Source organism: Streptomyces sp. NPDC001599 (assembly GCF_042893535.1).
Lineage (GTDB): Bacteria > Actinomycetota > Actinomycetes > Streptomycetales > Streptomycetaceae > Streptomyces.
Genome location: NZ_JBIAVA010000003.1, coordinates 229857 through 254215 on the forward strand (window position 1 = coordinate 229857; position 24359 = coordinate 254215).

Sequence of the window (24359 nt, forward strand, 5' to 3'; positions counted from 1 at the left end):
GAAGCGGGCTACTCCACCAGCTCCTGGGTGCCCAGGACCGTGAGCAGGGCGAGCCGCTCCGCGTCGGCGGTGTCCGGTTCGGCCGTGTAGACCATGATCCGCAGATCGCTGCCCGCCACACCGAGCACGTCGCAGTCCAGGACGACCGGTCCCACCCGCGGATGGTCGACGGTCTTGCGCGCCGCCTCGTGCCGGCCGACCGCGTCCGCCCGCCACAGCTCGGCGAACCGCTCGCTGCGGGCGCGCAGCTCCGCGACCAGCCGGCCGAGGCGCCGGTCGGCGGGGTAGCGGGCGGCGGTGGCCCGCAGGTCCGCGACGAGCGCCGACTCGAGGGACCGGCGTTCCCCGGGCGTGTACCGGGCCCGGCTGCCCGGCCCGACGAAGTTGCGCCACACGCCGTTGCGTTCCGGGCCGTGCCACTGGGACGGATCACCCATCAGCGCCGCGTAGGGCGGGTTGGCCAGCAGCAGCGTCCACATCGCGTCGTACACGGCCACCGGGGTGCCGGCCAGCCGGTCCAGGAGCCGGTGGACGCTCGGCGGGATGTACGCGGGAACGGTCTCGGGACCCGGCGGCGCCAGCCCGGCGAGCCGGAACAGATGTGCGCGCTCCTCGGCCGGCAGCCGCAGTGCCCGTACGAGGGCCTCGACGACCTGGGCCGACGGGTTGGCCGCCCGGCCCTGTTCGAGGCGGGTGACGTAGTCGACGGAGATGCCGGCCAGCAGGGCCAGCTCCTCGCGCCGCAGCCCCGCCGCCCGCCGGTGCCCGCCCGCGGGCAGCCCCACCGCCTCGGGGGAGACCCGGTCCCTGCGCAGCCGCAGCGCCCGCCCGAACTCCGTAGCCGTCATGCCCCCAGTGAACACCGCGGGCGTCCGGTCTTCCTGGTACCCGTGGTCCCAGGAAGACCGGACGCCTGGCTGCCCGCCCCGGCGCGCCGCAGGCTTTCCCCATGACGACCACACTGATCACCGGAGCCAACAAGGGCCTCGGCTTCGAGACGGCCCGCCGCCTCCTCGCCGCGGGCCACACCGTCTACGCTGCCGCCCGCGACGCCGAGCGCGGTCGCCGCGCCGCCGAGGAACTGGGCGCGCGGCCCCTCGTCCTCGACGTCACCGACGACGCCTCCGTCGCCGCCGCCGTGCGGACCGTGACGGCCGACGGCGGCCTCGACGTCCTGGTCAACAACGCCGGCATCGAGCAGCGCGGCGAGCACAACTCCGTGACCGGGGCCGACGGCACGACCGCGGACCTGCTGCGCACCGTCTTCGAGACCAACGTCTTCGGTGTGGTGCGTGTCACCCATGCGTTCCTGCCGCTGCTGCGCCGCTCCGCCGCGCCCGTCGTGGTCAACGTGAGCAGCGGCCTGGCCTCCCTGACGGGACTCGCCTCACCCCAAAGCCCCGGGTACGGCTACCCGGGCCTCGCCTACCCGGCGTCCAAGACCGCGGTCAACGCGCTGACCGTGCAGTACGCGAAGGCGTTCCCCGGGATGCGGATCAACGCGGTCGAGCCCGGCTTCACCGCGACCGACCTGAACGGGAACACCGGTACGCAGACCGTGGCCCAGGGCGCCGAGGTGATCGTCCGGATGGCCCGGCTGGGCCCGGACGGACCCACCGGGGGCTTCTTCGACGCGGCGGGCCCGCTGCCCTGGTAGCCGCCGCATTCGCCGCAGTTGCCGGAGCCGCTCAGCAGCCCGCGGGTGTGGGCCTGCCGCGCGAGACCACGCGGGTGCCGTGGCCGTCGACGACACGGGCCTGGAGCGAACCGCAGGCGCACCGGGTCCACAGCGTGCCGCCCGCCCCGGTGGGGTGGGCGGACAGCACCTGGAAGGGCTCGGCACCGTCGGGCCACCCGCAGTGCGGGCAGACGAGACCGGTCGTGCTGGGCATGGCGACTCCTCGTGCGTCAGTGGGCGTCAGTGGTACGTCGGGATGCTGGTGTGGGAGGTCGGTCCCACCGTGGCGCCACTGACAGGGTGCGGCCACGGATCCGTTCACGTCCAGGTTGACTTTACGGACTCCACCGTGAAGCGTGCACTTCATGATTGATCTGCGCAGGCTGCACGTGCTCCGGGCCGTCTCCCACTACGGCACGGTCACCGCTGCGGCCCGCGCCCTGCATTTCACCACCTCGGCCGCCTCCCAGCAGATCCGGCAGCTCGCCCGGGACCTGGGCGTCGACCTGCTGGAGCCGCAGGGGCGCGGAGTGCGGCTCACCGCCGCAGCGGAGAGCCTGCTGGCACACGCCGATGCGATCGAGGCGCGCTGGGACGAGGCCGAACAGGATCTGCGGGCGGGGGAGGGGGCTCCGGCCGGACCGCTGCGGGTGACGGGGTTCCCGGTGGCCGTCGCCGTCCTGCTGGCCCCGATGGCGGCGCGGCTGCGTGAGCGGCACCCCCGGCTGTCGGTGCGGATCCGGGAGGTCGAGGTGGCGGAGAGCTTCGACCTGCTCTTCGAGGGGGAGAGCGATCTGGCGGTGGTGGAGGCGACTCCGGTCAGTCCGCCCTCGGCCGACACGCGCTTCGAGCAGCGGCCGCTCCTGGACGAGCCGTTCGACCTGGTCGTCCCCGTGGACCATCCGCTGGCCGGACGGGAGGAGGCCGACCTCGCCGACGTGGCCCACGAGGCATGGATCGCGCCGCTGCCGCAGAGCCCCTGCCGGACGCACATGGTGGCGGCCTGCGGCGCCGCCGGGTTCACCCCCGACGTGGTCCATCTCGCGGTGGACTGGAACGTCACGGCCCACCTGGTCGCCCACGGGCTCGGCGTCGCGCTGGTGCCCCGGCTCGCCCGGCTCACCCCCGAGCTGCCGATCGTGCGCGTGCCCTGCGCAGGCCGGCCGCACCGCAAACTGCTGACCTGCACGCGCAGCGGTGGCCACCGTCGCGCGGCGGTCGCGGCGGCGCTGGAGGAGCTGCGCACCCTGGCCGCCGCGGCGGTGGCCTGACACACGGCGGGACCGGAGCTCGGCCGAGCTCCGGTCCCGTACGACGTGCTCTCGCGCCGGTCAGGCGGCGATGGCCTCGTCCGCGTGGCCGTGCAGCCGGGCCACGACCTCGGTCAGCTGGGCGGCCACCTCGGCGTCGTCGGCCGGGTGGGTCTCCGCGAAGCGGGTGAGCGAGCCGGGGATGGACAGCTTGAGGTCCTCGATCACCTTGCCGCCGGCGATGCCCACGGCCTTGCGGGCCTCGTCCTGCGCCCACACGCCGCCGTACTGGCCGAAGGCGGTGCCGACCACGGCGACGGGCTTGCCGGTGAAGGCGCCGGCGCCGTACGGGCGGGACAGCCAGTCGATGGCGTTCTTCAGGACGGCCGGGATGGTGCCGTTGTACTCGGGCGAGAAGAGCAGGAAGGCCTGCGCGCCCTGGGCGGCCTCGCGCAGCTTCGCGGCGGCGGCCGGGACGCTGCCCTCGACGTCGATGTCCTCGTTGTAGAAGGGGACGTCGGCGAGCCCTTCGAACAGCTGCACCTCGGCGCCCTCCGGCGCGAACCTGACGGCCGCCTCGGCGAGCTGACGGTTGTGCGAACCGGCGCGAAGGCTGCCGACGAGCGCAAGGATGCGGACAGACATGAGTACTCCCACTGCTGGAACACGTGTCGGCGGGCGTGCCGAAACACTGCGGTAACGATCCGGACCGAGGTCCGTTTAATTTCTAACATCTCAAACGGACCGCGGTCCAGTTCTCTTCCCGATGCTTTACGCTGGCTTCATGTCCGCCGCCCCGCCGCCCTTCCCGCAGCCCCAGGAGAACGCCGGTCCGCCCGAGCTGCTGCAACTCGGCACCGGGATCGACGAGGACGAGCCCTGCCTGCGCGCCGACGCCGCGCGCAACCGCGCCCGGCTCCTAGAGGCCGCCGAGCGGCTGGTGGCCGAGCACGGCGCGGGCGCCCTCACCATGGAGGCGGTGGCCGCCGCGGCCCATGTGGGCAAGGGCACGGTCTTCCGCCGCTTCGGCGACCGCACCGGGCTCCTCGCGGCACTGCTCGACCACTCGGAGCGCAAGTTCCAGGCCGCGCTGCTGAGCGGTCCGCCGCCCCTGGGCCCGGGCGCACCTCCGGTCGAGCGGCTGCGGGCCTTCGGCTGCGCGCTGCTGCGCCGCTCCATCGACGAACTGGACCTCCTCCTGGCCGGGGAACCCAGCGCCGAACGCCGCCACACCTTCCCGCCGCGCCGTTTCCTGCGCCACCATGTGGCCCTGCTGCTGCGCGAGGCCGTGCCGGACGCCGACAGCGAACTGCTCTCGCACACCCTCATGGCCTACCTCGACGCCGCCCTGATCCACCACCTCACCCAGCAGTGCGGGCTGCCCGCCGAACGCGTGCGGGCGGGCTGGCTCGACCTGGTCGCGCGACTCACCCGCACCGACACCCCGGCCCCCGGCGCCGACACCCGGGCCCCCGAGGCCGAGGCCCCGGCCCCCGAGGTCCCAGCCGTCGCGCCGTCGGCCTGAACTCCGTACGCGGCGGACGGCGTTGCCCCGCCCGCCGCCCCGCGTCCGGCTTCTGCCAGGATGCCGTACGTCATGGTGCAGATACCGAATCCCCGGCCCTCCGATCCCTCCGCACCGCGCTCCGTGCCCACGAGCGCCGATGTGGCCCGCCTGGCGGGCGTGTCGCGCGCGACCGTCTCCTACGTCCTCAACAACACCGGCACCGTACGGATCAGCGAGCCCACCCGCCGCCGCGTCCGCGAGGCCGCCCGGGAGCTGGGCTACGTCCCGCACGCCGCGGCCCGCTCCCTGCGCGCCGGGCACAGCCGCATGGTCCTGATGCCGGCGCCGTCCTTCCCCGCCGGCCCGCTCTACAGCCGGTTCCTCAGCGAACTCCAGTGGGCGCTAGGCCGCCTCGACTACACCGTCGTGCAGTACGGTTCCGTCGGCCTGCGCGGCGACGAGGCCGCCCGCGCCTGGGCCGAACTCCGCCCGGTCGCCGTCCTCGCACCCGGTTCCGACCTCGGCCCGCAGGGCGTGGAGGTCCTCAAACGCTCCGGCGCACGGGCGGTCGTCACCCTCGGCCCCGAGGCCGTCGACGGAGCGCACGCGCTGCTCACCGACCAGGTGGGCGTCGGCCGCGGCGCCACCCGCCACCTGTACGACCGCGGACGCCGCAGAATCGGCGTCGTCGTGCCCGCGGAAGGCGGCCTGGACGTCTTCTCGGCGCCCCGCCTCGCCGGCGCCCGCGAGGCCGTGTCCGGCACCGACGCCACCGTCACCGAGCTGCCCCTCGCCTACGACGAAGGGGACGCCGCCCGCCTTGCGGCACGCTGGCGCCCCCTGGGGCTCGACGCGGTGTTCGCGTACAACGACGAGTACGCGATGCTGCTGATGCGGGCCCTTCAGGACGAGGACCTCGACATCCCCGGCGACGCCGCCGTGATCGGCGCCGACGACCTGATGCTGGGCCGGCTGCTGCGGCCCCGGCTGAGCACCGTCCACCTGGAACTGCCCGCCGGCCGCGACCTGGCCGCACTCGTCGACCGGGCGGTGCACGACCCCGGCGCCGCGCCCGAACGCCACAAGGTGCTGGGCGCGACGGTGGTGCACCGGGAGTCGAGCTGACCGGCGGCCGAACCGCCCGCTACGGGGCCTGCCGGCCTTACGGGCGCCTTACTGGCCGTCCTGGCCGTTCTGACCGGCCTGCGCCTGCTGCTCGGCGACCGCCTTGCGGACCTCGTCCATGTCCAGCTTCCGGGCCTGGCCGATCACGTCGGTGAGGGCCGCCTCCGGCAGCGCGCCGGGCTGCGCGAACACGGCCACCTGGTCCCGCACGATCATCAGCGTCGGAATCGACTGGATGCCGAAGGCCTGCGCCAGCTCCGGCTGCGCCTCGGTGTCCACCTTGCCGAACACCAGGTCCGGGTTGGCCTCCGCCGCCTTCTCGTAGACCGGCCCGAACTGCTTGCACGGACCGCACCACTCCGCCCAGAAGTCGATCAGCACGAACTCGTTGTCCGTGACCGTCTGGTCGAAGTTCTCCTTGGTGAGTTCCACGGTGCTGGTCATGAGGTGATCCCTCTTCCTGGTTTCGGGGGAGAATCCGTCGGCACAACACTGCCGACCTGGTGGGTATTCCGCGCACGTACCCATGTGGCCACGGCGCACACCACCCACCAGACTGACCCCATGACGCAATCGGATTCCCTCACGTACGACGTCGTGGTGATCGGCGCGGGCCCCGTCGGAGAGAACGTCGCCGACCGCACCCGCGCGGCCGGGCTGTCCACCGCGATCGTGGAGAGCGAACTGGTCGGCGGCGAATGCTCCTACTGGGCGTGCATGCCCAGCAAGGCCTTGCTGCGTCCGGTCCTCGCCCGTGCGGACGCCCGCCGCCTGCCCGGCCTCGCCCAGACGCTCCAGGAACCCCTCGACCCGCGGCACGTCCTCTCCCGCCGGGACGAGTTCACCTCGCACTGGAAGGACGACGGCCAGGTCCAGTGGGTCGAGGGCATCGGCGCCGACCTGTACCGCGGACAGGGACGGCTCGCCGGACCGCGCACGGTGGAGGTGGCCGGTCCCGACGGCACCCGCCGGACCCTGACCGCCCGGCAGGCCGTCGCCGTGTGCACCGGCAGCGCCGCCGCCCTGCCCCCGCTGCCCGGACTCGCCGAGGTACGCCCCTGGACCAGCCGAGAGGCCACCAGCGCCAAGAGCCCGCCCGGCCGGCTGATCGTCGTCGGCGGCGGAGTCGTCGCCGTCGAGATGGCCACCGCCTGGCAGGCCCTCGGCTCCCGGGTGACGATGCTGGTGCGCGGCGAGGGCGGCCTGCTCGCCCGCATGGAGCCGTTCGCCGGGGAACTGGTCGCCGAGGCGCTCACCGAGGCCGGCGTGGACATCCGCACCGGCGTCTCCGTCGAGTCCGTCACCCGCGAGAACGGCACCGTCCTCGCCGTCACCGACACCGGCGACCGCCTGGAGGCCGACGAGATCCTCTTCGCCACCGGCCGGACACCCCGCACCGGCGACATCGGCCTCGAGACGGTCGGACTGAAGCCGGGCTCCTGGCTGCCGGTCGACGACAGCCTCCGGGTGGAGGGTCACGACTGGCTCTACGCCGTCGGCGACGTCAACCACCGCGCCCTCCTCACCCACCAGGGCAAGTACCAGGCCCGCATCGCCGGTGCCGCCATCGCCGCCCGCGCCTCCGGGGTGCCGATCCTGGAGTCCGACCCCTGGGGCGCGCACGCCGCGACCGCCGACCACGGCGCCGTTCCCCAGGTGGTGTTCACCGACCCCGAAGCGGCGTCCGTCGGCCTGACCCTGGCCGAGGCCGAGCAGGCGGGACACCGTGTGCGCGCCGTCGACGTCCCCATCGCGGTGGCGGGGTCGAGCCTGTACGGCGACGGCTACAAGGGCCGCGCCCGCATGGTGGTCGACCTGGAGGACGAGATCGTCCGCGGCGTCACCTTCGTCGGCCCGGGCGTCGGCGAGATGATCCACTCCGCGACGATCGCCGTCGCCGGCCAGGTACCGATCAGCCGCCTGTGGCACGCGGTCCCGTCGTACCCGACGATCAGCGAGGTGTGGCTGCGGCTCCTGGAGACGTACCGGGACAACTGACGGCCCGGCCGGGCCGGCCCGGACCCGGCGGGCGGCGCCGCAAGCCCGTGCGGGCGGGCGGTCAGGCCGTCGGGCCGGGCAGTTCGAAGCCCAGGGCCGACGCCGCGTGCTGCGGCGTCGGCTGGGACCAGAGCTGCGTCATCGCCGCGTTCGAGGCCAGCGAGCGCAGCTCGGCCCGGTCCAGGTACAGCGTGCCGTCGAGGTGGTCCGTCTCGTGCTGCACGATCCGGGCCGGCCAGCCCGCGAACACCTCGTCCACCGCCCGTCCGTGCTCGTCCCGCGCCCGCAGCCGCACCTCGGCGTGGCGCGCCACCACCGCCTGCCAGCCCGGCACGCTCAGACAGCCCTCGAAGAACGCGGCCCGTCCGGCGCCGGCCGGTTCGTACGAGGGATTGACCAGCACCCGGAAGGGCTGCGGCACCCGCCCCCGCGCCACCCGTACCTCCTCCGGCACCGGCGCCGGATCCTCGATCACCGCGATCCTCAGCCCCACCCCGACCTGCGGCGCGGCCAGTCCGACACCCGGCGCCGCGTGCATGGTCAGCCGCAGTGCCTCGACGAACCTCGCGAGGAGCGCGGGGGCCAACTGCCCGTCGAACGGCTCCGCCGCGCGCCGCAGCACCGGATCACCGGCCGCGACGACGGGCAACGGGCCGCCGACGGCGAGCAGTTCCTCGACCCGCTCGGCAAGCGGAGCACGTTCACTCGGAGTTCCCATCGCGCCAGGATGCCACGCTCCGGGTCCGCGCCCCGAGTCTGCGCTCCGGGGCCACGCTCCGCGTCCGCGCTCAGAGTTCGGCGAAGTCGCCCGCGAGGGCCGAGGCGATCCGCAACTGCGCGTCGGCCTCCTCCTGCCGCCCCTGCCGTTCGAGGGTGCGGCCCAGCATCAGCCGGGCGTACTGCTCGACGGGATCGCGCTCGAGGAGGACCCGCAGCTCGGCCTCCGCCCGCCGCAGCTGGGCCGAGTGGTAGTAGGAGCGTGCCAGCAGCAGCCGCGGACCGGTCTGCTCGGGCACCTGCGCGACCAGTCCGTCCAGGACGCGCGCCGCGGCGGCGTAGTCCTTGGCGTCGAAGAACATCCGCGCGCGCTCCCAGCGCTCCGCCGGCGTTCCGTGGTCGTAGTACGTCATGTCCACTGAGACCTCCTTCGGCCCCTGTAACCACGCCACACGGTTGAACATTCCACTACTGATGGAGGCACGCGGGGAGGTATTCGTGCGGACGCCGTCGCCCGCCACGGTGACGGCCCGCGGTCCGTCTGACGCGAAGGCCCCGCCGGGTCTAGGTTGGGCGGCATGAGCAACCTTGATCGCGAGGCCGTACCCAGTCTCTGCGGCGGCCGCGGCTTCGTGGTGGCGGAGCCCGTACGGGAACTTCTCAGCCCTCGCAACGTCAAGCTCGGCGAGTCCACCGAGGTCCGCCGACTGCTGCCCAACCTGGGCCGGCGCATGGTCGGCGCCTGGTGCTTCGTCGACCACTACGGCCCCGACGACATCGCCGACGAGCCCGGCATGCAGGTGCCGCCGCATCCGCACATGGGGCTGCAGACGGTGAGCTGGCTGCACGAGGGCGAGGTACTGCACCGCGACTCCACCGGCAGCCTGCAGACCATCCGCCCGCGCCAGCTGGGCCTGATGACCTCCGGCCGCGCGATCAGCCACTCGGAGGAGAGCCCGCGCCCGCACGCGCCCCTCCTGCACGGCGCGCAACTGTGGGTGGCCCTCCCGGACACCCACCGCCACACCGACCCGCACTTCGAGTTCCACGCCGAGCCGCCCCGTGTCACGGCCCCGGGGCTGACGGCCACCGTCCTCATGGGCACCCTCGACACGGCCACCTCGCCCGGCACGACGTACACCCCCCTCGTCGGCGCCGACCTGACCCTCGCCGGCGGTACGGACGTACGCCTGCCGCTGGAACGGGACTTCGAGTACGCCGTACTGGCCATGAGCGGCGAGGCCCACGTCGACGGCGTGCCCCTGGTGCCGGGCTCGATGCTCTACCTCGGCTGCGGCCGCGCCGAACTGCCGTTGCGGGCGGACTCGGACGCGGGCCTGATGCTGCTGGGCGGCGAGCCGTTCGAGGAGGAGCTGATCATGTTCTGGAACTGGATCGGGCGCTCCCAGGAGGAGATCGCACAGGCCCGCCGGGACTGGATGGAAGGGACACGGTTCGGCGAGGTGAAGGGGTACGACGGGGCGCCACTGCCCGCCCCGGCGCTGCCGGCGATGCCGTTGAAACCGCGGGGAAGGGTGCGCTGAACCCCGCATGTTCTTCGCACCCGGCGAGGAGCGGATCGGGCCACGCCTCGTCATCGGTCTGCCGAAACACGCGGTGACCGGCGACAACGGCCCACCTTCGGCGGGCACCATGAAAGAAGGGGACGTATGTCAACGGGAGCGGCGGGAACGGGTGACGATTTCGGCCGGATATGTCGACAGCGAGAACATGACGAATTCCGCTTTCTCACCGCCTGTACCGGACTCGACGTGACGGGAGCCGGCGACGACAAGGCGTCTTCGTGGCTGAAGCAGGCGAAGAAGGAGACCGAGCACCGAGCGTACGACAAGTACTCCCTGAGGATCCTCGGGGGTGCGGTGGCCTAGGGCAAGCAGAGGAGGTCTTCGGCCTTCTCCTTGTAGTCCTGGGCTTCGCCCGCCTCGTAGCCGGCTTCCTTGAGGCTCTTCATGAGTGAGGCAGTGTCCAAGCACAGGGTGGGACGCTGCCGCTCAACGTAGGACTTCACGCCTTCGGCGGACAGTTCTTCCCATGCCCGTTTGGTCTCGTCGCTCTTCTCATGCGCGTAGGAATACTCGACCCACTCCTTCTCGTGGTCCGACAAGGCGGACGTGTCAACGGGCGAGTCGCTTCCCCCGCATGCGGAGGCCAGGAGAATGCACGTGAATACGAGACATATGCGCGCCTTCTTCACAGTTCCTCTTCTGCGTAGATTGCCAAGGGCGCATTCTATTGCAGGTTCCGTGAGTTCGTTGGCACTGGCTCCTGCGGAAACGTCAGAATCCGCAGTCGGGGATGTCGATCTGGCCGGCCTTCTTGGCGCTTCCGCCGTTGCGCATGCCGCAGCCGCTCATCAGCTCAGTTGTGGTGGGACCCAGGCGTGGTGCCGAAGGATCATGTGCGTCGCGACGCGGGAGGGGGTCAGTCGCATCGCCGTGTTCCGCAGGGCGACGGCCAGGGGGTGGGAGAGCTGCTGGCCCATCCGCCCGGCCTGCCGCGCGGCCCGCGCGACGGCCTGGCTGCGCGGTCGGCGCTCGGCGTCGTAGCGAGCGAGCGCGGCCTTCACGGTGGCCTCGGTGGCCAGCGCGGCGGCCAGGGTGACTGCGTCCTCCAGCGCCTGGCAGGCGCCCTGTCCGAGGTTGGGCGTCATCGCGTGTGCCGCGTCGCCGAGCAGCGCGGTCCGGCCGACCGTGTACGCGGGGAGCGGTGTGCGCAGTTCGCTGACGTCGTGGTGCAGTACGGCGGCGGGTCGGGTCGCGTCGAGCAGGGCGGGGATCGGCTCGTGCCAGGTATGGAATCGTCTGCGCAGTTCGTCCAGTGGGTCGGCGAACCGCGTCCCGGCGGGCAGCGTGAGGACGGCGTGCCACTCGGCCCGCCCGTCGTGCAAGGCGATGTGGCCGAACTCGGCGCCGTGCCCCCAGGTCAGCTCGAAGTCGGTGCGCAGGTCGACCGCCTGCTCGGTGATGGCGCGCAACACCGTCGAGCCGCTGTGGACCGGACCGGGGTGGGCTGGGAAGAGATGCCTGCGCACTTTGCTGCCGATGCCGTCGGCCGCCACTACGAGATCGGCGTCCAGGAAGGTCTCGCCGCAGCCGACTCGAACCGTCCCGGGGCCGGGCTGCTCGACCGAGTCCGCCTCGGAGCCGATCAGCAGTGCCTCGGCGGGCAGGGAGTCACGAAGCAGTCGGTGCAAGGTGGAGCGGGGGATGCCCATGATCGGTGTGCCCACCGCCTTCTCCAGTGCCGAGCCGTCCATCCGGGCCAGCCAGCCGCCCTGTGGTGTGCGAGTGCCGCCGGTGTACTGGCCTCGCGAGGCATCCCGTACCACGTCGCCGACGCCGAGTTCGTCCAGTGCCCGCAGGCCGTTGGCGGCCAGTGAGATGCCCGCCCCCGCGTCCTCAGGCACGGAGGCGCGCTCGACGACCGTTACTTCCCATCCGATGCGGCGCAGCCCGATCGCGGCGGCCAGCCCGCCGATGCCCCCTCCGACCACCACTGCCGTGTTGCCCATGCCGAAGCCCTCCACCTTCTACATCTGTAGAAGGGTGACTCTATATGAGGCTCTACAGGTGTAGAAAGGAGTCATGGCTTCGCATCGGCGCACTCTCCTCGCGGACGCGGCTCTCGACGTACTTGCCGACGAAGGGGTCCGCGGCCTGACCCACCGTGCAGTCGACCGCAAAGCGGCCATGCCGGCCGGCACCACGTCGGCCTACTTCCGCACCCGGGCCGCGCTGCTCACCGGACTGGTCACCCGCCTGGTCCAACTCGACCAGGCGGAACTGCAAACGATGGCCGAAGAGCTTCCACCCTTTCGCACCGCCGAGGAACTGGTGGACGGCATGGTGCTGCTGGCCCGACAGCGACTCACCGGCGAGGGGCGCCGCCGCTCGCTCGCTCGCTACGCCTGCGCCGTCGAGAGCGTGCGTGACCGTGAGCTGCGCGAGATCCTCGTACCCCGCGAGAACGCCGGCCGCGATGCCGTCCGGCTGTTCCTCGCCGCGCACGGCGTGACGGACGTCGAAAATCGCAGTCACACCCTGCTGACCTGCATCGACGGGCTGGTCTTCGACCGGCTGGTGAGCGGCGGCGAAGTACCGCGCGATGCCCTCGAAGGCCTGGTCGCCGCAGCCCTGCGTTAGGACCCGGGCGTCCGCCGCGGTGGTGACCGCTGTGGAGCCCGCGCCGTTCGCGCCGACCGCGACCTCGTCGTTCCGCGCCCAGCAGTGCCTCCGATCCGCCGAACCGGTGGCCGTCCGCGCTGTCGCGGAAGGTGCCGCCGGCCTCGGTGAACCGGTCGAAGATCCGGCGGGCCCCGTCCGGCTCGGCTCCGGCGCCCCAGCCGGTGCCGAAGTCGGCGGTGCCGAGTGCGTCGGGGTGGAAGGGTGAGCGTCAGCCCGCGGTCGGCTGGGGTGCCGCGGACAGGCTCTGCTTGACGTACCGGCTGGTCTCGTCGGCGAGGATCTCGGGCAGGCCGGTCTCGATCCCGTCCAGGGCCTGGGCCGCGACGTCGGCGGCGGCGACCTTCTGGTCGGCGGGCACGGCGGCGGCCATGTCGGTGTCCATGTAACCGACGTGCAGCGCCGAGACGGTGATCCCGCGCGGCGCCAGCTCCTCTCGGGTCGCGTCGCTCAGCGCCCAGGCGGCCGCCTTGGAGGCCGCGTAGGAGCCGAGACCGGCCGGGTGGAACCAGGACAGGGCGGACAGGACGTTGAGTACGGCGCCGCCGCCGTTGCCCTCGATGACGGGGGCGAAGGCGCGGGTGGCGGCGAGCGGGCCGTAGAAGTTGGTCTCCATCTCGCGACGTACCTCGTCCAGGCCGCCTCCGACGAGCGTCGCGCCGGTGGAGATGCCCGCGTTGTTGATCAGCAGTGTCGCGTCGGACGCCACGCGGGCGGCCTCCCGTATCGACGCCTCGTCCGTGATGTCCAGCCGCAGCGGGACGACGCCCGGCACATCGACCGTCTCGGGGCGCCGGGCCGCCGCGTAGACCTTCGCGCCGCGCTCGACGAGCTGGGCTGCCAGGTGTCGCCCGAGCCCCCGGTTGGCTCCGGTGACGACCGCGACCGCGTTCTTCAGTTCCATGCCCACTCCTGGTCCTGGCGGGCGCTGTCGGCACCCGCGGCAAATTAGATTATGACTACAATCTAAACACGGGCCTACAATAGATGCCAGTCGACATCCAAACGGGAGGTGGTCATGGGTCGCGTATCGCATGCACAGGCGGAGGAGAACCGCAGGCGGGTGGTGGACACCGCCTCCCGGCTGTTCCGGGAGCAGGGCACGCAGGTCAGCGTCGCCGACCTGATGAAGGCGGCCGGTCTGACCCACGGCGCGTTCTACAAGCAGTTCGCCTCCAAGGAGGCGCTCGTCGACGAGGCGACCGCCCACGCCTTCGCCGAGCTCGCCGGGCGCTACACCGAGGGACTTGAGCGATATGGAGGGCGGCGCGACGCCGCCCAGCAGGTGCTGATCGACACCTACCTCTCCGTCGAGCACCGCGACGGCCCGGCGGACGGCTGTCCGGTCGCAGCCCTCGCCTCCGACATCGCGCGCGAAGGCGGGGGACGTGAGGCCCGTCGCGTCTACGCCGAGGGAGTGGCCGACTTCGCCGATTTCCTCGCGACCGACGACCAGGACGGCATCGTCCGCCTCTGCACCCTGTTCGGAGCGCTGGTTCTGTCCAGGGCCACCAACGGCTCCCCGCTCTCCGAAGAAATCCTCGCCGCCGCCCACGCGGCCCTGACCGAAGCAGGCTGATCAAGGGCGCGGTGCGGGTATACGTCGGATGCACACCTGGGTGCCCAGGCGTCCGTGGCCGGCGGAGGCGTTGGGGAAGGACACCGGCCGCCACAAGTCAGACAGCCGGAGCAGGGAGGCTTCTCCGTGAGCAGCACGCACTTCGACGTCGTCGTCCTCGGCGCGGGACCCGGCGGGTACGTCGCCGCGATCCGCGCGGCCCAGTTGGGCAAGAGTGTCGCCGTCATCGAGAAGCAGTACTGGGGAGGCGTCTGCCTGAACGTCGGCTGCATCCCCTCCAAGGCGCTGTTGCGCAACGCCGAACTCGCCCACACCTTCCACCACCAGGCCAAGGAGTTCGGCATCTCGGGCGAGGTGAGCTTCGACTACGGTGCCGCCTACGACCGCAGCCGCCAGGTCGCCGACGGCCGGGTCAAAGGTGTGCACTTCCTCATGAAGAAGAACGCCATCACCGAGATCGACGGCCACGGCACCTTCACCGACGCCCGCACCATCGACGTCGCCCTCACCGCCGGCGGCACGCAGAGCGTCACCTTCGACGACGCCGTCATCGCCACCGGCTCCACAGTGAAGCTGCTGCCCGGCGTCGAGCTCAGCGAGAACGTCGTCACCTACGAGACCCAGATCCTCCAGCGCGAGCTGCCCGCCTCCATCGTCATCGTCGGCGCCGGAGCGATCGGCATGGAGTTCGCCTACGTACTGCGCAACTACGGCGTCGAGGTCACGATCCTCGAATTCCTCGACCGCGCCCTGCCCAACGAGGACGCCGAGGTGTCCAAGGAGATCACCCGCCAGTACAAGAAGCTAGGCGTCACCCTCCTGACCTCCACCAAGGTCGAGACCGTCGAGGACGAGGGGACCTCCGTCACCGTCACCTACACCACGGCCGACGGCAAGCGGTCGGAGATCCGTACCGACAAGGTCCTCATGTCCGTCGGCTTCGCACCGCGCACCACCGGCTACGGCCTGGAGAACACCGGCGTCGCCCTCACCGAACGCGGCGCCATCGCGATCGACGAGCACATGCGGACCTCAACGCCGCACCTGTACGCGATCGGCGACGTCACCGCCAAGCTCCAGCTCGCCCACGTCGCCGAGGCGCAGGGCGTCGTCGCCGCCGAAACCCTCGCCGGAGCCGAGACGATGCCGCTGGGCGACTACCGGATGATGCCGCGTGCGACCTTCAGCCAGCCGCAGGTCGCCTCGTTCGGGCTCACCGAGCAGCAGGCCCGCGACGAAGGCCACGACGTACTGGTCGCCAAGTTCCCCTTCACCGCCAACGGCAAGGCCCACGGTCTGGGCGAACCGGGCGGCTTCGTGAAGCTCCTGGCCGACGCCGCGCACGGCGAACTCCTCGGTGGACACATGGTCGGCGCGGACGTCGCGGAACTTCTTCCCGAACTCACCCTCGCGCAGAAGTGGGACCTGACGGCCACCGAACTGGCCCGCAACGTCCACACCCACCCCACCCTCGGCGAAGCACTCCAGGAAGCGTTCCACGGCCTCACCGGCCACATGATCAACCTCTGACCCCGGTGGCCGGCCGATCAGCCGGCCTCCACCCGGTCCAGCCAAGCGGCACCACCATGGCAATCGGAGGCGTCAGCTACGCCGAGGTCTACGCGGGCGGCGTCCCCGCCCCGCGGGCCGTCATCGAGGGCGCCGACCCCGACAAGCCGTTGCTCCACTTCCACTTCGGCGGTCGTGGACCTCCGCCTGGCCCCGAGCGCCCCGCTACCGCTGGCTGCTCTCGCCGGGCTGCGAGCCGAAACATCGGCAGCAGCACTCCCGGGCTGGACGGCGCCGGTGGGCGTGCAACACGTGCTGCCGGGGCGCCTGGCCAGGGTGTCGGCGTTCCCCTTCACGACGTACACCTCCCATGCCTCCACGACGTACACCTCCCATGCCTCCTGACCGGGGCCGCGGACCCACACCCTTTCCTGCGGGGCACAGCAGCAGGCGGTGTCGTTCTCCCCGCACGTCGGGTACTCGCTGGGCGAGTCGTATCCGGGACGTGGGGACCTTCCACCTCCCGTTTCATGCTGCGCGCTCCCCGCGTCCGCAACGGCTGCGGGCCGGGACGATCAGGCGTTGCTGCTGCTGCCGGGTGTGGTGGCAGGTCCGGGGGAGATGGTGGACAACTGGACCAACTGGGGAGCCGAGGGAGAGCAGCAGCCTTGCGTGTCGGGCTCGGCGGCGTCGTCCGTGTCGAAGAGTCCCGAGCCTCCGCAGACGCCGGTTTCCGGCAGGACCAGTTCGACGCGGTCGGCCGCTTCGGTTTCGCCCGCCAGGGCGGCCGCGATGGAGCGGACCTGCTCGTAGCCGGTCATCGCCAGGAACGTGGGAGCGCGTCCGTAGCTCTTCATGCCGACCAGGTAGACACCGGAGTCCGGGTGGGACAGTTCCCGATGGCCGTGCGGGTAGACGGTGCCGCACGAGTGCTGGTTGGGGTCGATCAGCGGAGCGAGCTCGACCGGTGCCTCCAGGCGCTCGTCCAGGCGCAGGCGGACCTCGGAGAGGAAGGACAGGTCGGGGCGGAAACCGGTCAGGACGATGACCTCGTCCACTGCCTGGAGCCGCCGACCGTCTTCCGCGACGAGGATCAGACGGCCCTCGGCACCGCGTTCCACGGCCTCGGTGCGAAAGCCCGTGACCGCCTCCGCGTGGCCCTCGTCGACGGCGGCCTTGGCAGCCAGACCGAGGGCACCGCGTGCGGGCAGCTGGTCCGCTTCGCCGCCGCCGTAGGTGGAGCCCGAGAGGCCGCGGCGCAGTACCCATACCGTCTTTGTCGTCGCGCTGTTGTGGGATCGCGCGAGTTCGGCCAGTGAGGCGAGCGCGGTGAATGCCGAGGCGCCCGAGCCGATGACCGCGGTGCGCCTCCCCGCGTAGCGTGCGCGCACCGCCGGGTCCGTGAGGTCGGGGACGCGGTAGGTGACATGGTCGGAGGCCATGTGCTCGCCGAGGGCGGGCAGACCGGTGCTGCCGGCGGGGGAGGGCAGGGACCAGGTGCCGGAGGCATCGATCACTGCGGAGGCGGTGATCCTCTCTTCCCGGCCGTCCGCGTGCTGCACCTGGACGACGTACGGCTGTGCGTCGCGGTCGGCGTCCACGACGCGGTCCCGGCCGGCCTTCGAGACGCCGGTGACTCGGGCTCCGTAGCGGACCCGGTCGCCGAGGGTGTCGGCAAGGGGCTGCAGATAGTGCTGCACCCAATCGCCGCCGCTGGGGTAGGTGCTGCTGTCGGGCCTGCTCCACCCGGTGCGGGAGAGGAGCTTTTCGGCGGTGGGGTCCACGACCTCGCCCCATGTGGAGAACAGGCGGACGTGGGCCCACTCGCTGACGGCCCTGCCGGCGGTGGGGCCTGCTTCCAGTACGAGCGGGGGCAGGCCCCGTTCCAGCAGATGAGCTGCGGCAGCCAGCCCGATGGGTCCGGCGCCGATGACGACTACGGGCGGGGTGGGGACGGCGGGCGCACTCACGGCGACTCCTCGGCTTCGATGTTTGTCGATGTGGCCAGGATGCATCCGGGATCGACGTTCGTCAACATAGAAGTTCATCTAAGCTGTGCCCGTTCCGGCCCGGGGGGTTCCGCTTGCCGCTTGGCAAAATGATTCGATGCCTGTCAACATAGAGAGATGTCGAATCTGGCTCTGGACTCCACCAACGTGAACGCCACCGCGTCCTGGTGCTGCCAGCCGCTGGGCAGGGAAGAGCTGTCCGCTGCGGACTCGGAAAAGATCGCCGTGATGTTCAAGGCGCTGTCCGATCCCGTCCGGCTGCGGCTGTTCTCGAAGATCGCTGCTCGGCCGGGCGGCGAGGCCTGTGTCTGTGACATTCAGGATGTCGGAGTCTCTCAGCCCACGGTCAGCCACCACCTGCGCAAGCTGCGAGAGGCCGGACTCCTCGAGTCGGAGCGCCGCGCCAGCTGGGTGTTCTACCGAGTCGCGCCCGGCGTCTTGTCGGCCATGGCGGGGCTGCTGTCGCCGACCACCTGCTGAGCGCGGCCGACATGGTGAAGACGGCGGAGCCCGAACCTTTCGGCCTGGGTCCGCGTGTTCTCCCTGTTCTCCCTGTGCTAGGGGCCTTGGACACCGTCGGGGAAGCCGGGGAAGTTGTCCGCCTCGGTCGTGGTCGTGAGCGAGCCGCCGACGAAGGTCGCACCGCCGAAGGCGAGGGGGTGGAGGCCGGCGCGGGCGGTGTGGAGCGTGGCGGTGCAGCCGGCCGGGCCCGAGCCGATGATGATGACGTCGCGCATGTCCGTGGTGGTGCTCATGGCCGCGGCTTCGGGGCGATCTCCTTGACCAGGCCCTCGACCAGCGCCTTGATCTCGTCGCGGATCGGGCGGACGGCCTCGACGCTCTGGCCGGCCGGGTCCTCCAACTGCCAGTCCAGGTACCGCTTGCCGGGGAAGACCGGGCAGGTGTCGCCGCAGCCCATGGTGATGCAGACGTCGGATTCCTTGACCGCGTCCACGGTCAGCATCTTCGGCACCTCGGCGGAGATGTCGATGCCGACCTCGCGCATCGCCTCGACGGCGGCGGGGTTGACGTTCTCGCCCGGGTTCGAGCCGGCGGAACGGACCTCGACGCGATCCCCCGCCAGGTGGGTCAGCCACGCGGCGGCCATCTGCGAGCGGCCGGCGTTGTGGACACAGACGAAGAGCACGGAAGGCTTGTCGGGCATCAGGAGATCTCTCTTGTCCAGCGGCGGCATCAGACGTGCGTGACGTCAGCGCCCGGTGGTGTCAGTCACCACTGATGTGACAGTATCAGTGCATGATGACGTCAGTCGACGCTGACCTGATCCGGGTTCTGGCGGACCCGCTCAGGCTGCGGATCGTGACCCTGCTCGCCCGAGAGACCCTGTGCACCACCCACCTCGTGGAGGAGACCGGTGCCCGGCAGACCAACCTCTCCAACCACCTGAGAGTGCTGCGCGAGGCCGGGGTCGTCGAGACCGAACCGTGCGGCCGATACACGTACTACAAGCTCCGCCCGGACGTCATCGCCTCGCTCGCCGGCCAGTTCGCCGGCCTGGCCGAGTCCGCCCGTACCGCCGCCGAGAACAAGAGGGCCTGCCCGTGACCCGCACCGAGGCGCCCGCGACGACCACCGGGACCACCGGGACCACCGAGGAGTCCTCCGTCGTCGCGAAGCTGTCGACGCTCGACCGCTTCCTCGCCGTCTGGATCCTCATCGCCATGGCGGTCGGCCTCGGCCTGGGCCGAGCCGTCCCGGGCCTGAACGACGCCCTCGCCAAGGTCGAGATCGGCGGCGTCTCCCTGCCCATCGCCCTCGGCCTGCTGATCATGATGTATCCGGTCCTGGCCAAGGTCCGCTACGACAAGCTCGACGCCGTCACCGGCGACCGCAGGCTCATGGCCTCGTCCCTGGTGATCAACTGGATCGTCGGCCCGGCGGTGATGTTCGCGCTCGCATGGATCTTCCTGCCCGACCTGCCCGAGTACCGCACCGGCCTGATCATCGTCGGCCTGGCCCGCTGCATCGCCATGGTCATCATCTGGAACGACCTCGCCTGCGGAGACCGGGAGGCAGCGGCCGTCCTCGTCGCGCTGAACTCGGTCTTCCAGGTCCTGGCGTTCGGCCTGCTCGGCTGGTTCTACCTCGACCTGCTGCCCGGCTGGCTCGGCCTCGGCGACGGCGAGCACCTGGACATCTCCATGTGGAGGATCGCCCTGAACGTGGTCATCTTCCTCGGCGTCCCACTGCTGGCCGGCTTCCTCACCCGCCGCATCGGCGAGAAGAAGCTCGGCCGCGAGAGGTACGAGTCCAACTTCCTGCCGAGGATCGGCCCGTGGGCGCTCTACGGCCTGCTCTTCACGATCGTCATCCTCTTCGCCCTGCAAGGGAAGACCATCACCTCGCAGCCGCTCGACGTCGCCCGCATCGCGCTGCCGCTGCTGGTGTACTTCGCCGTGATGTGGGCCGGGACCTTCCTGCTGGGCAAGGCGATCGGCCTCGCCTACGACCGCACGGCCACCCTTGCCTTCACCGCCGCCGGCAACAACTTCGAGCTGGCCATCGCCGTCGCCATCGCCACCTTCGGCGTCACCTCCGGCCAGGCCCTGTCCGGCGTCGTGGGACCGCTCATCGAGGTGCCCGTCCTGATCGGCCTCGTCTACGTGTCCCTGGCCTGGCGCACGAAGTTCACCGCGTCCGACGCGCCCGCGCGGTGATCAGCGAGACCGGCACCTGGTGGCGCCCCTTCCTCCCCGCCGTCCCGGGCCGCGGAGACTTCGAGGGCCGTCAACTGCACACCGCCTCCTATCGCAGACCGCAGACCGCAGACCGCAGACCGCAGGACTTCGCGGGGCTGGGGGGCCGGGCCGGAGGGCGGGGGAGAGTGATCGTCGTCGGGGGCGGCAAATCGGGCGCCCGGATCGCCGCCGACCTCGCGTACGACCCCGAGCCGACCTGGGAAGAGTGCGCTGCTGCTGCCGGAGCCACCGGCGAGGTTGAGGACGAGCGGGGTACGGCCGGCCACCGCCTCGACGGCTCTGGCCGGATAACGCCTCAGGGATCACCGCCTCCTCGGCCAGACTTGTTGCCTCACGACACATGCGCACCGCTGCCGCGGTGGCCCGTGCCCGGGAGGCCCTTTCATGACGTCAGGCACGAGGCCGGACGAGGACGGCGCGGTAGCCCCGCCCGGAAGTCAACGGCCGCCCGGGGACCGCGTCGCGCTGCGCGGCGATCTGCGCTCGGCCCTGCCCGACGCCTCTGCGGCGGTGGTGGTCACGGCGCTCGTGTTCGCCCTCCTGTGGGCGCGCATGGAGTCGGGTGCTTCGGACACCGTCGCGGTCATGCCGTTCATGGACGATGCGGGCACCTACTGGATGTACTTGCTCAGCCAGGCATTCGGCTGGTCGGGGCTGCTGTGGGCCTGGGGCACGGTCATGTTGGGCCTGCTGCTGTCGGGGCCGCGCCCCACCCGGCTGCCGGTCTCCCGGCAGGTGCTGGAGCGCTGGCACCGCACCACGAGCCTGACGACGATGGCGCTGATGTCCGCGCACGCGCTGATGTTCGCGGCGGAACTCGTCCGCTACGAGACCAAGGTGGACTGGGCCGAGCGATTGTGGGTGGGATTCGCCGACACCTTCGTGCCTGGCTGGTACGACTCCGGCACCGGCCGGATCGCCATCCCGCTGGGACAGGCCGCCCTGTACCTGGCAATCCCGCTCGGGCTGCTGTTCTACGTACGGCACCGCATCGGTGCGAACACCTGGCGACGGCTGCACCGCTTCGTGATCGTCGTCTACGTGCTGAGCGTGTGGCACACCCTGCTCTACGGAACCAACGTCTGGTTCGGGGAGTGGCCGCGCACCGTCCTGTGGCTGCTGCAACTGCCCGTCGCCGCACTGCTGCTGGCCCGTCTGCTGCGACCTGCCCGCCGGGCCGAACGGCTGGGGCCGCCGAGGCGAGGCGCGGGCACGGCCCGTCCGGCCTGGTGGGGGCGCGCGGCCGGACGCGTCGCCGCCGGAGCCGTCGTTGTCGGGCTGGTCGTCGTGGTGACGTCCGGTCGTGACGGCGGACGGGACCGTCCGACCCATCCGCCCGCCACGGCCCCGCACTCCCAGGAAACGGACTGACGGCGGCACCGGTCGGGCGGCACGGCATCCCGGGATGGGATGATGGCCGGCGACAAGGCGACGGCGGAACGAGGAAGCCGGTGAGAATCCGGCGCGGTCCCGCCACTGTGATCGGCGAGCGCGTCCCGACAGGCCACTGCCCCGCAGCGGGTGGGAAGGCCGGGACGCGCATCGACCCGAGAGCCAGGAGACTCACGCGGTCGCCTCCTCGACGGACCACCGGGGCGGATCTCCCCGGAGAGAGGGACGGCATCGCATGCCCGCAACGCCGACCGGACGAACGACCGACGACGCGAGGACCGGGGCGGTGGCCGCCCCCTTGCCGTGCCGCGTCGTCGTGTGCCGCGACTGCTGCTGCGGCAGCCCCAAAGTGACCGGCGTCGACCACGCCGCCCAGACCGAACGCCTGCGCGCCGCGGTACCGGTACGCGTCTCCGACTGCCTCGACGCCTGCGACCACGCCAACGTCATCGTCGTCCAGCCCTCCGCCGAGGGCCGCGCCGCCGGCGCCCGGCCCGTCTGGCTGGGGCTGGTCAACGACCCGGACGCCACCGAGGACATCGCCGCCTGGGCACGCGCGGGCGGACCGGGCGTGGCGCCCCGACCGGACATCCTCGACCTGTACACCATCACGCCGCCACGACGGCGTACGGCCTTCTGACCGCGCCGCTGGACACCGGCAGGCGCTTCCGTGCGGGTCGGGAGCGGGACAGCTCGTCGCGGATCGCGAGGGCGGCGGCCACCAGGTGTTCGAGCGAGGCCCGGGTCTCGGGCCAGGCGCGGGCGACCTGTGTCTGGGAGCGGGCCGCCCTGCCGTGTCGATCCGCCCGGCGCGCAGGTCGGCGCGAGCGTCCCCGGTCGCCGGCCCCGGCGCGGCCCGTCCCGCCCGGTCCGTTCTGTCTGTCCCGCCGTCACAGACGCACCTCTCTGAGGAGGCAGTCGGCCGCAACTCGTCCGAAGTTCCCGTGGCGTTGACGTGACATGAATCACCGCGAGCGGGTTGAGTCGCGAGTCGGGGAACTTCCCGTACTCCCCATGACGGGGCGCCGAGACTGCAAGGATGAGCCGCCATGAGTGCTGGGTGGTGTCTCCGCACGACGAGAGCCGCGGTGTTCGCGGCCGTCTGCGTGCTGCTCGCCGCCCTCGGACACGTGCTGATGTCGGGGAAGGGGCTGCCCTGGTGGGTGCTCCTCTCCGGCACCGGGGCCGTCGGGGCCGTCGGCTGGGCCTTCGGGGCCCACGAACGGCGCCGCCGTACGGTGGCAGGTCTGACGGTCGCCGTGCAGACCTGCCTGCACCTCGCCTTCACGCTCGCGCAGTCCGGCGGTCGGCCGGCACCGGCACCGGCACCGGCACCGGCACCGGCACCGGCACCGGCACCGGCACCGGCACCGGCACCGGACGGTATGCCCTCCCTGGGGCAGTGGGCCGACCGGTTTCTCGGCGGCCCGGCCCCGACGCCCGCGCAGGCCGCCCGGGCCCATGACATCGCGGCCGCCGCGGGGTTGCACCACCCGGAGCACCTGGGCTCCCACGGTGCCGACAGCACGGCGCCGATGGGCCACGGCATGGAATCCATGGCCGGTATGGGTATGGGCGGCATGCATGACATGACGCACATGGCCGGCATGTCCTCCTGGGGCATGGCGGCCGCCCACCTGCTGGCCGCCGTGCTGTGCGGACTCTGGCTGGCCCAGGGCGAGAGCGCGCTCTTCAAGACGGTCCGCGCCTGCGCGGACCGCGCGTTCGTGCCGTTGCGGCTGGTCCTGGCGGTGCTCTGCCCGCCCCCTGCTCCGCCCTCCGTCCGGCCTGCTCCGCGGCCGAGGTGGCGGCTGCGGCAGCTCCTGCTCGTCCACGTCCTCACCACCCGGGGTCCTCCAGGGGAGACCGCTGTCGTCTGACAGCCGGAACACCGCCACCGCCCTCCGCGCGGCGGCGGTCTCCTGTCCGCGCCCCGCGCGGGCGGGATCTCCCCCTCACCCGTGCCTCCGCCGACGGTCACTGCGCCGTGCCCGGTCGGTGTGCGCGGGGCTCAGGAAGGACCCACAGGACCATGACCCCTGCCCTGCCCACCGTGACCGACGAGACGGTCACCGCCTGGGCCCTGGCCGCCGCCGCGGGCGACAGCGAGGCGGTCGACCGCTTCGTCCGGGCGCTGCAACGCGATGTGCGCCGCTACGTGGCGTACCTCGCCGGCGACGTGCAGGCGGCGGACGATCTGACCCAGGACACGTTCGTGCGCGCCCTCACGGCACTGCCCCGGTTCGAGGGGCGTTCCTCCGCGCGCGTGTGGCTGCTGTCGATCGCCCGCCGGGCCGTCGTCGACAGTCTGCGCCGCGCCGCGTGCCGGCCCCGGGCGGCATGCACCGACGACTGGCAGGCCGCCGCCGAACACACCCAGCCGACGGGGCTTCCCGGCTTCGACGAGGGCATCGCGCTGTGGGAGCTGGTCGATTCCCTGCCCGGTGAGCGCCGTGAGGCATTCGTCCTGACCCAGCTCCTGGGGCTGCCGTACGCCGAGGCCGCCGAAATGAGCCGGTGCCCGGTCGGCACGGTGCGCTCCCGGGTGTCCCGTGCCCGGACCGCCCTGGCCGAGTGGGCCGCGGACGAGTCCGTAACCCGACACCCGGTGGAGCGGACCGCGGCCTGACGATCCGCCAGGGCTTTCCGGTCGATGTCCGCCGCCCTCGAAGC

General features: G+C 71.9%; 28 protein-coding genes, 2 pseudogenes and 1 riboswitch. Of the genes and pseudogenes, 18 read left to right on the forward strand and 12 right to left on the reverse strand.

Annotated features, from left to right (window positions below; translation table 11 throughout):
- Positions 1–8: 8 nt before the first annotated feature.
- Positions 9–848 (reverse strand): helix-turn-helix transcriptional regulator, encoded by an 840-nt coding sequence (locus ACFYZ3_RS09800; RefSeq protein ID WP_388515076.1) that lies wholly within the window; start codon positions 846–848, stop codon positions 9–11.
- Positions 849–949: 101 nt separating this feature from the next.
- Here ACFYZ3_RS09800 and ACFYZ3_RS09805 point away from each other — a divergent pair, with 101 nt between their 5' ends.
- Entirely contained in the window at positions 950–1657 is a 708-nt protein-coding gene (locus ACFYZ3_RS09805) for an SDR family NAD(P)-dependent oxidoreductase (RefSeq protein WP_388515077.1), read from the forward strand.
- A 31-nt stretch (positions 1658–1688) separates the two neighbouring features.
- On the opposite strand, the gene ACFYZ3_RS09810 is transcribed toward ACFYZ3_RS09805, so the two are convergent.
- Positions 1689–1892, reverse strand: coding sequence for a hypothetical protein (locus ACFYZ3_RS09810; RefSeq protein ID WP_016325524.1), 204 nt, complete (start codon positions 1890–1892; stop codon positions 1689–1691).
- Between the two features lie 151 nt (positions 1893–2043).
- On the opposite strand from ACFYZ3_RS09810, the gene ACFYZ3_RS09815 reads away from it, so the two are divergent.
- Positions 2044–2949 carry a LysR family transcriptional regulator gene (locus tag ACFYZ3_RS09815; protein WP_388515078.1) on the forward strand — a complete coding sequence of 302 codons (906 nt, stop codon included), beginning with the start codon at positions 2044–2046 and terminating at the stop codon, positions 2947–2949.
- 60 nt (positions 2950–3009) lie between these two features.
- On the opposite strand, the gene ACFYZ3_RS09820 is transcribed toward ACFYZ3_RS09815, so the two are convergent.
- Complete coding sequence (locus tag ACFYZ3_RS09820; protein WP_388515079.1) at positions 3010–3573, reverse strand: NAD(P)H-dependent oxidoreductase; 564 nt, start codon at positions 3571–3573, stop codon at positions 3010–3012.
- 139 nt (positions 3574–3712) lie between these two features.
- Between ACFYZ3_RS09820 and ACFYZ3_RS09825 the strand changes: the two genes are divergently transcribed.
- Positions 3713–4453 carry a TetR/AcrR family transcriptional regulator gene (locus tag ACFYZ3_RS09825; protein ID WP_388515080.1) on the forward strand — a complete coding sequence of 247 codons (741 nt, stop codon included), beginning with the start codon at positions 3713–3715 and terminating at the stop codon, positions 4451–4453.
- Positions 4454–4525: 72 nt separating this feature from the next.
- Positions 4526–5560 carry a LacI family DNA-binding transcriptional regulator gene (locus ACFYZ3_RS09830; RefSeq protein ID WP_388515081.1) on the forward strand — a complete coding sequence of 345 codons (1035 nt, stop codon included), beginning with the start codon at positions 4526–4528 and terminating at the stop codon, positions 5558–5560.
- A 48-nt stretch (positions 5561–5608) separates the two neighbouring features.
- Here the strand turns inward: ACFYZ3_RS09830 and trxA are convergent, their stop codons facing one another.
- The gene (gene trxA, locus ACFYZ3_RS09835; RefSeq protein ID WP_388515082.1) at positions 5609–6004 is read right to left on the reverse strand and encodes a thioredoxin; all 396 of its coding nucleotides are present in this window, start codon (positions 6002–6004) and stop codon (positions 5609–5611) included.
- 120 nt (positions 6005–6124) lie between these two features.
- Between trxA and ACFYZ3_RS09840 the strand changes: the two genes are divergently transcribed.
- Positions 6125–7558 carry a dihydrolipoyl dehydrogenase family protein gene (locus tag ACFYZ3_RS09840; RefSeq protein WP_388515083.1) on the forward strand — a complete coding sequence of 478 codons (1434 nt, stop codon included), beginning with the start codon at positions 6125–6127 and terminating at the stop codon, positions 7556–7558.
- Between the two features lie 61 nt (positions 7559–7619).
- Here ACFYZ3_RS09840 and ACFYZ3_RS09845 read toward each other — a convergent pair whose 3' ends face one another.
- Both ACFYZ3_RS09845 and ACFYZ3_RS09850 read right to left on the reverse strand, forming a co-directional pair.
- Positions 7620–8276, reverse strand: coding sequence for a peptide deformylase (locus ACFYZ3_RS09845; protein ID WP_388515084.1), 657 nt, complete (start codon positions 8274–8276; stop codon positions 7620–7622).
- 70 nt (positions 8277–8346) lie between these two features.
- Positions 8347–8694: a tetratricopeptide repeat protein gene (locus ACFYZ3_RS09850; RefSeq protein WP_388515085.1), complete on the reverse strand. Its 348-nt coding sequence runs from the start codon at positions 8692–8694 to the stop codon at positions 8347–8349.
- Between the two features lie 159 nt (positions 8695–8853).
- Here ACFYZ3_RS09850 and ACFYZ3_RS09855 point away from each other — a divergent pair, with 159 nt between their 5' ends.
- Positions 8854–9819, forward strand: coding sequence for a pirin family protein (locus ACFYZ3_RS09855; RefSeq protein WP_388515086.1), 966 nt, complete (start codon positions 8854–8856; stop codon positions 9817–9819).
- A gap of 7 nt (positions 9820–9826) precedes the next feature.
- Positions 9827–10051 (forward strand): hypothetical protein, encoded by a 225-nt coding sequence (locus ACFYZ3_RS09860; protein WP_388515087.1) that lies wholly within the window; start codon positions 9827–9829, stop codon positions 10049–10051.
- Between the two features lie 109 nt (positions 10052–10160).
- On the opposite strand, the gene ACFYZ3_RS09865 is transcribed toward ACFYZ3_RS09860, so the two are convergent.
- Positions 10161–10490: a hypothetical protein gene (locus ACFYZ3_RS09865; protein ID WP_388515088.1), complete on the reverse strand. Its 330-nt coding sequence runs from the start codon at positions 10488–10490 to the stop codon at positions 10161–10163.
- A gap of 159 nt (positions 10491–10649) precedes the next feature.
- A complete protein-coding gene (locus tag ACFYZ3_RS09870; protein WP_388515089.1) occupies positions 10650–11807 on the reverse strand; it encodes an FAD-dependent monooxygenase in 1158 nt (385 codons plus the stop codon).
- Between the two features lie 73 nt (positions 11808–11880).
- Here ACFYZ3_RS09870 and ACFYZ3_RS09875 point away from each other — a divergent pair, with 73 nt between their 5' ends.
- Positions 11881–12438, forward strand: a complete 558-nt coding sequence (locus tag ACFYZ3_RS09875) for a TetR/AcrR family transcriptional regulator (protein WP_388515090.1) — start codon at positions 11881–11883, stop codon at positions 12436–12438.
- 250 nt (positions 12439–12688) lie between these two features.
- Here the strand turns inward: ACFYZ3_RS09875 and ACFYZ3_RS09880 are convergent, their stop codons facing one another.
- Positions 12689–13381, reverse strand: coding sequence for an SDR family oxidoreductase (locus ACFYZ3_RS09880; protein WP_388515091.1), 693 nt, complete (start codon positions 13379–13381; stop codon positions 12689–12691).
- Positions 13382–13495: 114 nt separating this feature from the next.
- Between ACFYZ3_RS09880 and ACFYZ3_RS09885 the strand changes: the two genes are divergently transcribed.
- On the forward strand, positions 13496–14056 hold the full coding sequence (locus ACFYZ3_RS09885) for a TetR/AcrR family transcriptional regulator (RefSeq protein WP_388515092.1): 561 nt from the start codon (positions 13496–13498) through the stop codon (positions 14054–14056).
- Positions 14057–14182: 126 nt separating this feature from the next.
- Positions 14183–15586 (forward strand): dihydrolipoyl dehydrogenase, encoded by a 1404-nt coding sequence (lpdA, locus tag ACFYZ3_RS09890; protein ID WP_388515093.1) that lies wholly within the window; start codon positions 14183–14185, stop codon positions 15584–15586.
- A 554-nt stretch (positions 15587–16140) separates the two neighbouring features.
- Here lpdA and ACFYZ3_RS09895 read toward each other — a convergent pair.
- Positions 16141–17535 carry an NAD(P)-binding domain-containing protein gene (locus ACFYZ3_RS09895; RefSeq protein WP_388515094.1) on the reverse strand — a complete coding sequence of 465 codons (1395 nt, stop codon included), beginning with the start codon at positions 17533–17535 and terminating at the stop codon, positions 16141–16143.
- 156 nt (positions 17536–17691) lie between these two features.
- Between ACFYZ3_RS09895 and ACFYZ3_RS09900 the strand changes: the two genes are divergently transcribed.
- Positions 17692–18054 carry an ArsR/SmtB family transcription factor gene (locus tag ACFYZ3_RS09900; protein WP_388515095.1) on the forward strand — a complete coding sequence of 121 codons (363 nt, stop codon included), beginning with the start codon at positions 17692–17694 and terminating at the stop codon, positions 18052–18054.
- Between the two features lie 80 nt (positions 18055–18134).
- Here the strand turns inward: ACFYZ3_RS09900 and ACFYZ3_RS09905 are convergent.
- Positions 18135–18329 (reverse strand): annotated as a pseudogene (locus ACFYZ3_RS09905) (FAD-binding protein); the annotation flags it as partial.
- On the reverse strand, positions 18326–18739 hold the full coding sequence (locus ACFYZ3_RS09910) for an arsenate reductase ArsC (protein ID WP_388515096.1): 414 nt from the start codon (positions 18737–18739) through the stop codon (positions 18326–18328). The gene ACFYZ3_RS09910 and the pseudogene ACFYZ3_RS09905, both read right to left, overlap by 4 nt.
- 92 nt (positions 18740–18831) lie before the next feature.
- Here ACFYZ3_RS09910 and ACFYZ3_RS09915 point away from each other — a divergent pair, with 92 nt between their 5' ends.
- The 7 genes and pseudogenes from ACFYZ3_RS09915 (at position 18832) to ACFYZ3_RS09945 (ending at position 24315) form a co-directional block, all read left to right on the forward strand.
- The gene (locus ACFYZ3_RS09915) at positions 18832–19140 is read left to right on the forward strand and encodes an ArsR/SmtB family transcription factor (RefSeq protein WP_388515097.1); all 309 of its coding nucleotides are present in this window, start codon (positions 18832–18834) and stop codon (positions 19138–19140) included.
- A complete protein-coding gene (arsB, locus tag ACFYZ3_RS09920; RefSeq protein WP_388515098.1) occupies positions 19137–20252 on the forward strand; it encodes an ACR3 family arsenite efflux transporter in 1116 nt (371 codons plus the stop codon). The genes ACFYZ3_RS09915 and arsB overlap by 4 nt, the downstream gene beginning before the upstream one ends.
- Positions 20240–20494: pseudogene (locus ACFYZ3_RS09925) on the forward strand (hypothetical protein); the annotation flags it as partial. The gene arsB and the pseudogene ACFYZ3_RS09925, both read left to right, overlap by 13 nt.
- Before the next feature lie 184 nt (positions 20495–20678).
- Positions 20679–21665, forward strand: coding sequence for a ferric reductase-like transmembrane domain-containing protein (locus ACFYZ3_RS09930; protein WP_388515099.1), 987 nt, complete (start codon positions 20679–20681; stop codon positions 21663–21665).
- A gap of 67 nt (positions 21666–21732) precedes the next feature.
- Positions 21733–21859, forward strand: a riboswitch (cobalamin riboswitch).
- A gap of 62 nt (positions 21860–21921) precedes the next feature.
- Positions 21922–22326, forward strand: coding sequence for a (2Fe-2S) ferredoxin domain-containing protein (locus tag ACFYZ3_RS09935; RefSeq protein WP_388515100.1), 405 nt, complete (start codon positions 21922–21924; stop codon positions 22324–22326).
- Between the two features lie 409 nt (positions 22327–22735).
- Entirely contained in the window at positions 22736–23566 is an 831-nt protein-coding gene (locus tag ACFYZ3_RS09940; protein WP_388515101.1) for a hypothetical protein, read from the forward strand.
- Between the two features lie 152 nt (positions 23567–23718).
- Entirely contained in the window at positions 23719–24315 is a 597-nt protein-coding gene (locus ACFYZ3_RS09945; protein ID WP_388515102.1) for a sigma-70 family RNA polymerase sigma factor, read from the forward strand.
- Positions 24316–24359 lie beyond the last annotated feature (44 nt).

What these genes read in the sequence shown, in the direction of transcription:
- ACFYZ3_RS09805 (WP_388515077.1), top strand. Translation starts at nt 950, where the DNA reads ATGACGACCACACTGATCACCGGAGCCAACAAGGGCCTCGGCTTCGAG.
- ACFYZ3_RS09840 (WP_388515083.1), top strand. Translation starts at nt 6,125, where the DNA reads ATGACGCAATCGGATTCCCTCACGTACGACGTCGTGGTGATCGGCGCG.
- ACFYZ3_RS09875 (WP_388515090.1), top strand. Translation starts at nt 11,881, where the DNA reads ATGGCTTCGCATCGGCGCACTCTCCTCGCGGACGCGGCTCTCGACGTA.
- ACFYZ3_RS09830 (WP_388515081.1), top strand. Translation starts at nt 4,526, where the DNA reads ATGGTGCAGATACCGAATCCCCGGCCCTCCGATCCCTCCGCACCGCGC.
- ACFYZ3_RS09855 (WP_388515086.1), top strand. Translation starts at nt 8,854, where the DNA reads ATGAGCAACCTTGATCGCGAGGCCGTACCCAGTCTCTGCGGCGGCCGC.
- ACFYZ3_RS09800 (WP_388515076.1), bottom strand. Translation starts at nt 848, where the DNA reads ATGACGGCTACGGAGTTCGGGCGGGCGCTGCGGCTGCGCAGGGACCGG.
- ACFYZ3_RS09915 (WP_388515097.1), top strand. Translation starts at nt 18,832, where the DNA reads ATGATGACGTCAGTCGACGCTGACCTGATCCGGGTTCTGGCGGACCCG.
- ACFYZ3_RS09945 (WP_388515102.1), top strand. Translation starts at nt 23,719, where the DNA reads ATGACCCCTGCCCTGCCCACCGTGACCGACGAGACGGTCACCGCCTGG.
- ACFYZ3_RS09810 (WP_016325524.1), bottom strand. Translation starts at nt 1,892, where the DNA reads ATGCCCAGCACGACCGGTCTCGTCTGCCCGCACTGCGGGTGGCCCGAC.
- ACFYZ3_RS09880 (WP_388515091.1), bottom strand. Translation starts at nt 13,381, where the DNA reads ATGGAACTGAAGAACGCGGTCGCGGTCGTCACCGGAGCCAACCGGGGG.
- trxA (WP_388515082.1), bottom strand. Translation starts at nt 6,004, where the DNA reads ATGACCAGCACCGTGGAACTCACCAAGGAGAACTTCGACCAGACGGTC.
- ACFYZ3_RS09885 (WP_388515092.1), top strand. Translation starts at nt 13,496, where the DNA reads ATGGGTCGCGTATCGCATGCACAGGCGGAGGAGAACCGCAGGCGGGTG.
- ACFYZ3_RS09935 (WP_388515100.1), top strand. Translation starts at nt 21,922, where the DNA reads ATGCCCGCAACGCCGACCGGACGAACGACCGACGACGCGAGGACCGGG.
- ACFYZ3_RS09870 (WP_388515089.1), bottom strand. Translation starts at nt 11,807, where the DNA reads ATGGGCAACACGGCAGTGGTGGTCGGAGGGGGCATCGGCGGGCTGGCC.
- ACFYZ3_RS09825 (WP_388515080.1), top strand. Translation starts at nt 3,713, where the DNA reads ATGTCCGCCGCCCCGCCGCCCTTCCCGCAGCCCCAGGAGAACGCCGGT.
- ACFYZ3_RS09940 (WP_388515101.1), top strand. Translation starts at nt 22,736, where the DNA reads ATGAGTGCTGGGTGGTGTCTCCGCACGACGAGAGCCGCGGTGTTCGCG.
- ACFYZ3_RS09815 (WP_388515078.1), top strand. Translation starts at nt 2,044, where the DNA reads ATGATTGATCTGCGCAGGCTGCACGTGCTCCGGGCCGTCTCCCACTAC.
- ACFYZ3_RS09820 (WP_388515079.1), bottom strand. Translation starts at nt 3,573, where the DNA reads ATGTCTGTCCGCATCCTTGCGCTCGTCGGCAGCCTTCGCGCCGGTTCG.
- ACFYZ3_RS09910 (WP_388515096.1), bottom strand. Translation starts at nt 18,739, where the DNA reads ATGCCCGACAAGCCTTCCGTGCTCTTCGTCTGTGTCCACAACGCCGGC.
- ACFYZ3_RS09845 (WP_388515084.1), bottom strand. Translation starts at nt 8,276, where the DNA reads ATGGGAACTCCGAGTGAACGTGCTCCGCTTGCCGAGCGGGTCGAGGAA.
- ACFYZ3_RS09930 (WP_388515099.1), top strand. Translation starts at nt 20,679, where the DNA reads ATGACGTCAGGCACGAGGCCGGACGAGGACGGCGCGGTAGCCCCGCCC.
- ACFYZ3_RS09900 (WP_388515095.1), top strand. Translation starts at nt 17,692, where the DNA reads ATGTCGAATCTGGCTCTGGACTCCACCAACGTGAACGCCACCGCGTCC.
- ACFYZ3_RS09860 (WP_388515087.1), top strand. Translation starts at nt 9,827, where the DNA reads ATGTTCTTCGCACCCGGCGAGGAGCGGATCGGGCCACGCCTCGTCATC.